Annotated in this window: 4 protein-coding genes and 1 pseudogene; all 5 read right to left on the bottom strand. The window is 61.6% G+C overall.

Annotation, left to right across the window (positions count from 1 at the left end; all coding sequences use genetic code 11):
* Positions 1–1,521 (bottom strand): glycerol-3-phosphate dehydrogenase/oxidase (locus B3605_RS20435; RefSeq protein WP_296435803.1); only part of this gene is annotated, 1,521 nt, incomplete at its 3' end.
* 12 nt (positions 1,522–1,533) lie between these two features.
* Positions 1,534–2,529 carry an aldo/keto reductase gene (locus B3605_RS20440; RefSeq protein ID WP_296435805.1) on the bottom strand — a complete coding sequence of 332 codons (996 nt, stop codon included), beginning with the start codon at positions 2,527–2,529 and terminating at the stop codon, positions 1,534–1,536.
* On the bottom strand, positions 2,526–3,533 hold the full coding sequence (locus tag B3605_RS20445; RefSeq protein ID WP_113009616.1) for a sugar-binding transcriptional regulator: 1,008 nt from the start codon (positions 3,531–3,533) through the stop codon (positions 2,526–2,528). The genes B3605_RS20440 and B3605_RS20445 overlap by 4 nt, the downstream gene beginning before the upstream one ends.
* 1 nt (position 3,534) lies before the next feature.
* Complete coding sequence (locus B3605_RS20450) at positions 3,535–4,524, bottom strand: ABC transporter permease (RefSeq protein ID WP_296435807.1); 990 nt, start codon at positions 4,522–4,524, stop codon at positions 3,535–3,537.
* Between the two features lie 22 nt (positions 4,525–4,546).
* Positions 4,547–4,789, bottom strand: a pseudogene (locus B3605_RS20455) (D-xylose ABC transporter ATP-binding protein); the annotation flags it as partial.

A 4,789-nucleotide genomic window follows, 5' to 3' on the forward strand; every position in this document is an offset into this window, starting at 1 on the left:
CAGCAGCATGTCGTCCAGATGCTCGACCGCCTCGCCACGAACGAGGAAAAGGAGTTCGCGAGCGCTGTAGCCGGTGTGCGGCAACAAACGATCTGGCCCGGCCGCAATGAAATGCGCGACCTTGGCGGCATCCGTGCCATAGCGTGCAAAGAGGGTGTCGGCGCGATCCTCGACAATGCCAGTCGCCGCCGCGAGCCGTCGCAGCCATTCGCCTCGATCACCGGGGAAGTCGCGCCCACCACCGAAGGACCGCTCGGCAGTACCGAGGCGGCGCTCCCTGCCGAGGCGCTCCAGCGCCATGTCCGCGGCCAGTTCGCCGAAGGAACGAAAGGTGGTCCATTTCCCGCCGATCATGCAGAGCACCGGTGGGCCGCCGCCGCCCTCGATCACCGTGCAGAAATGGTCGCGCGGGATGCGGCCGGTAAAGCTGTCCGTGCTGGCGGGCAGCGGCCGCACGCCGGCAAACTGGAAGACGATCTCCTCCGGCCGGATCACGACGCCGGGCAGCACGAAGGCAAGCGACTGCAGAATGTAATCGCGCTCATCCGCCTCGCAGCGCACCGCGCCGGGGTCATCGACCCTTATATCCGTCGAGCCGACCAGCACCTTGCCGAGATAGGGAAAGAGAATGCAGATACGCCCATCCTCGTTCTCATAGTAGATCATATGGCCATCCAGCATATCGCGCAGGCCGGCATTATCGATGATAAGGTGCGATCCCTTGGTGCCCCCCATCAATGGCGTGGGGCGGGTTCTTTCCGGAAAGAGCGAGCTGTTGGTCATATCGATCCAGCCTCCGGTCGCATTGATGATCAATGCCGGCTCGATTTCCATCGTTTCGCCCGAGAGGCCATCGCGGAGCAGAAATTCGCCGACCGTATACTGCTCGACGGTCGCGTAGTTCAGCGCAGCCGCATTTCCGTTCGACACGACGCCGTCGACTAGCAATTCCATGCCAATGCGTTCCGGGTGGCTGACCCAGGCATCGTAGTAGGTTGCAGAGTTGCGGATCGCCGGGTTGAGCGCCGGCCATTTGGCAAGCGTCTTCCTGCGTCCACGGAACTGGTGACGTGGCATCAGCGCCCGCTTGCGCGTCAGGAAATCGTAGATGCCGAGCCCCGCCTTGATGACCACGGCGCCGCGACGGCTTGGCCGGCGGCTAAGTCCGAGGAACCGGACGACGCTGTTGGCGAAGCCGGAAAAGATATCGAAGATTGGAACCGTCGTCGCCAACGGCGCAACATAGTGTGGCGCATTGCGCAGCAATCGATCCCGCTCAACCAGGGATTCCTGCACGAGACTGAATTCCCCATTTTCGAGATATCGCAGCCCGCCATGCACCATGCGGGAAAGCGCAGCACTGGCACCGGAGCAATAGTCCGCCTGCTCGACAAGCAGCACGTTGACGCCCTGCAACGCCAGCTCGCGAAAGACGCTGAGCCCGTTGATCCCGCCGCCAAGGACGCACACGTCCACCTTCGGGCTTTTGCGAAGCCCGTCCAATGTGTCTTTACGATTCATGATGCTAGTCCGTTATCCGTCCATATGGGCGAGCTTCGCCGAGAGCGCCTCGTCGATAGCCTTAAGATCGTCGACCGAAAGCCGAAGAGTGCCGGCCCTTGCATTGTCGAGCGCCTGCGCCGCGTTACGGGCGCCACAGAGCGCAAAGGTTATCCCGGGCTGCGCCAGCGTCCAGGCGATCACCACCTGGGCAATGCTTGCATCATGCCGCGCCGCGACCGAACGAATGGCATCGGAGAAATCCTTCGCCTTTTCTCGGTTGGCCACGGAGAAGCGCGGGTTGTTCGTGCGTTGGTCGTCGCCAGCAAAGATGCGGTCCGGCCCGACCGTGCCGGAGAGCAATCCGAGCGCCAGTGAGGAGTAGCTGAGTGTCGAGACGCCGCTTGAAACAGTAAGCGGCAGCAGGCCGGTCTCGATCTCGCGATCGATCATGCTGAACCGCTCCTGGATCGCGTCGAGCGACCCGGTTTCGATGTAGCGCTGAAGCTCGGACTGATCGACATTGCTGGCGCCGATCGCGCGGATCTTTCCCGCCGCCTTTAACTCTTCCAGCACTCTGACCGTCTCATCGATCGGTGTTGTCGCGTCCTGCCAATGGGTGATGTAGAGATCGATGTGATCCGTGCGAAGCCGGCGCAGGCTTTGTTCCACCTCGTGGATGATCGCGTCCGGACCCAGATAGCGGTGAACCGGCTTGCCGTCCTGATCAAAGAAGTGGCGGCCCTTTTGCAAGTGCCAGACGAGACCACATTTTGTCGCAATCACCGCCCGGTCGCGGCGTCCGGCAAGCGCCTTGCCGACAATCTCTTCCGAGCGGCCAAGGCCATAGGCGGGCGCCGTATCGATGAGCGTGACACCGGCGTCCAGCGAAGCCTGGATCGCGGCGATCGACTCCGCCTCGTCGGTCCCGCCCCACATCCACCCACCAATCGCCCATGTTCCCAGCCCAACAGCCGAGGCCCTGACGCCGGAGCGCCCAATCTCGCGGGTCAACTGCTTGCCGCTCATGCGGGTTGTCCTTCCTCGGATGCTATTTCAAGAATGCGTGCCCCGGTCGCCTCGTCGGTCACCAAAGTATCGAGATGATTGCCTCTGAGAACGCTGAGGATGGAGCCAGCCTTGTTCAACCCGCTGGCGACACCGATCTTCGTCGGGATCGAGGCAAACTCCTTCAATGTCAGCGAGACCAGCGATCGGTTGAGGCTGTAGTCGCAAAGCTGGCCTTCGCCATCGAGCAAGTGCGCAAGCAGTTCGCAACTGGCGCCGGCGTGTTCGATCGCCATGCGGTCAGTGCTCGATGAGGGGTGCAGGTCGTAGTAGGTCGAGTCGCTGCTCAGGATCGACCCGATGCCCACAACGGCAACCCTCGCATCACGTGCCCGCTGGAAGACACCAGCGACGGAGCGCATCGCCATCAGCATCGCCCGCTGCTCGGCAGTGTCGGCAAAGAGCGGAGCGTGGATCTGGTAGGAGCGGCCACCTAGCCGTTCGGCCATGAGCGTCGAGACGTGATTGACGTCGGTGTAGTGCTTTCCCTGAACGCAGCCGGTCGCGGGGATCACCTCGACGTCAAAGCGGTGGCCGGGTTGTAGCCCGGCGACGACGGCGCTGACGCCTTTGCCGCCGGTGATGCAGATCGTGTCGCCATCTGTTATCTCTTCGATCAAAAGCCGGGCTGCGGCCTCGCCAACCGCCTGAAGTGCTGTCTGCGGGTTGTCGGAAACAGTCGGCACCACGACAGCGCGACTGATGCCGCCAAGCGCGAGGAGCCGTTCTTCCATGTCGACCAGCGGCTCTACCGGCGACTTGATCTTGATCTCGACGAGGCCGAGCTGGCGACCGCGCTTGATCAGTCTGTTGACGGTTGCATGCGAGATGCCGAGCTGGTCGGCGATCTGCGCTTGGGTCAGGCCTTCCAGAAAGTGAAGCACGAGCGCTTGGTGCATCTGGCGCGCGATGACGATTTCCTCGCGCGGCGCTGTGGTCTTGGGTTTCAGTCTGGCGATCGGCATATCAGAAGGCCTTCCGCTTGTGCAGGAAATGATCGATGGAAACGGCAGCAAGAAGAATGCACCCCTTGATCATGTCCTGCCAATAGACCGAGACGTTCAAGAGGATCAATGACGAGGTAACGACCGAGAGTAACGCGATGCCGAGGATGGCGCCGAGGATGGTGCCGGAACCGCCGTTGAGCGAGGCGCCACCGATCACCGCTGCCGCGATGATATTGAGCTCCATGCCGACACCGAAGGTCGGTGTCGCGGCGCCGAAGCGGGACATATAAATCACCCCGGCGACACCTGCGAGGGTGGAGCAAAGCACCGTGACCCAGAACTTCACCTGATTGGTCTTGATACCGGAATAGAGCGCGGCCTTCTCGTTGCTGCCTGTGTAGAACACCTTGCGAAAGGCCGTCGCCCTACGCAGCAGGAAATCGAACAGGACAACGATGGCGATGAAGATCAAGATGACATAAGGCACACCGTAGAACGTACCCTGGCCGACGGCCTTGAAGCTGGCCGGAAGCGTAAAGAGCGAAAGTGGCGTGCCCTTTGTGATAATCAGGCAGAGCCCGCGCACGATCACCATGCCCGCAAGCGAGGTGATGAAATGATTCAATCCCACCACCGTCACGAAGAAGCCCATGATTGCGCCGATGAAGCCGCTGGCACCGATGCCAATCAGCGATGCGGTCCAAGGGTCGACCCCGGCGAGGAAAAGCGAGCCCGAAAGCACCATCGCAAAGCAGACGACCGAACCGACGGCGAGATCGATGCCGCCGACGATCAAAAGGATCGTCATGCCGACGACGACAATGCCTTCCACGGAAAAGCTCATCACCATGGCGCGGAAGTTGCCCAGCGTAAGAAAGTGCGGCGAGGCAAAGCTCATGGCGACGCATAGGCCGAGGATGATCGCGATCAATCCCGCTTCGCGCATCGTGCCGATGCGTTTCCACGCCCCTGTCTTGCTTATCTGCGCCGTCATCGTATCAGTCGCCATGCCCGTTTCTCCCCTTGCATCATCACGCGGCATGATCTGCCGTCCTTGCCGTGCTGATCCCTGATGCCAGACGGATCACCGCCTCTTCCGTCATGTCGTCCCCACTAAGTCCACCCGCTATTCGTCCCTCCCTGACCACCAGAACCCGGTCGCAAAGCCCGAGCAATTCTGGCATCTCCGAGGAGATGACGACGATGCCGATACCGGAGCGCGCAAGCTCCCTCAAGAGGCGATGGATCTCCGTCTTCGCACCGACGTCGATGCC

The organism is Rhizobium sp. UBA1881 (assembly GCF_002338015.1).
In the GTDB taxonomy this organism is placed as follows: domain Bacteria; phylum Pseudomonadota; class Alphaproteobacteria; order Rhizobiales; family Rhizobiaceae; genus Rhizobium.

What these genes read in the sequence shown, in the direction of transcription:
- B3605_RS20440 (WP_296435805.1), bottom strand. Translation starts at nt 2,529, where the DNA reads ATGAGCGGCAAGCAGTTGACCCGCGAGATTGGGCGCTCCGGCGTCAGG.
- B3605_RS20445 (WP_113009616.1), bottom strand. Translation starts at nt 3,533, where the DNA reads ATGCCGATCGCCAGACTGAAACCCAAGACCACAGCGCCGCGCGAGGAA.
- B3605_RS20450 (WP_296435807.1), bottom strand. Translation starts at nt 4,524, where the DNA reads ATGGCGACTGATACGATGACGGCGCAGATAAGCAAGACAGGGGCGTGG.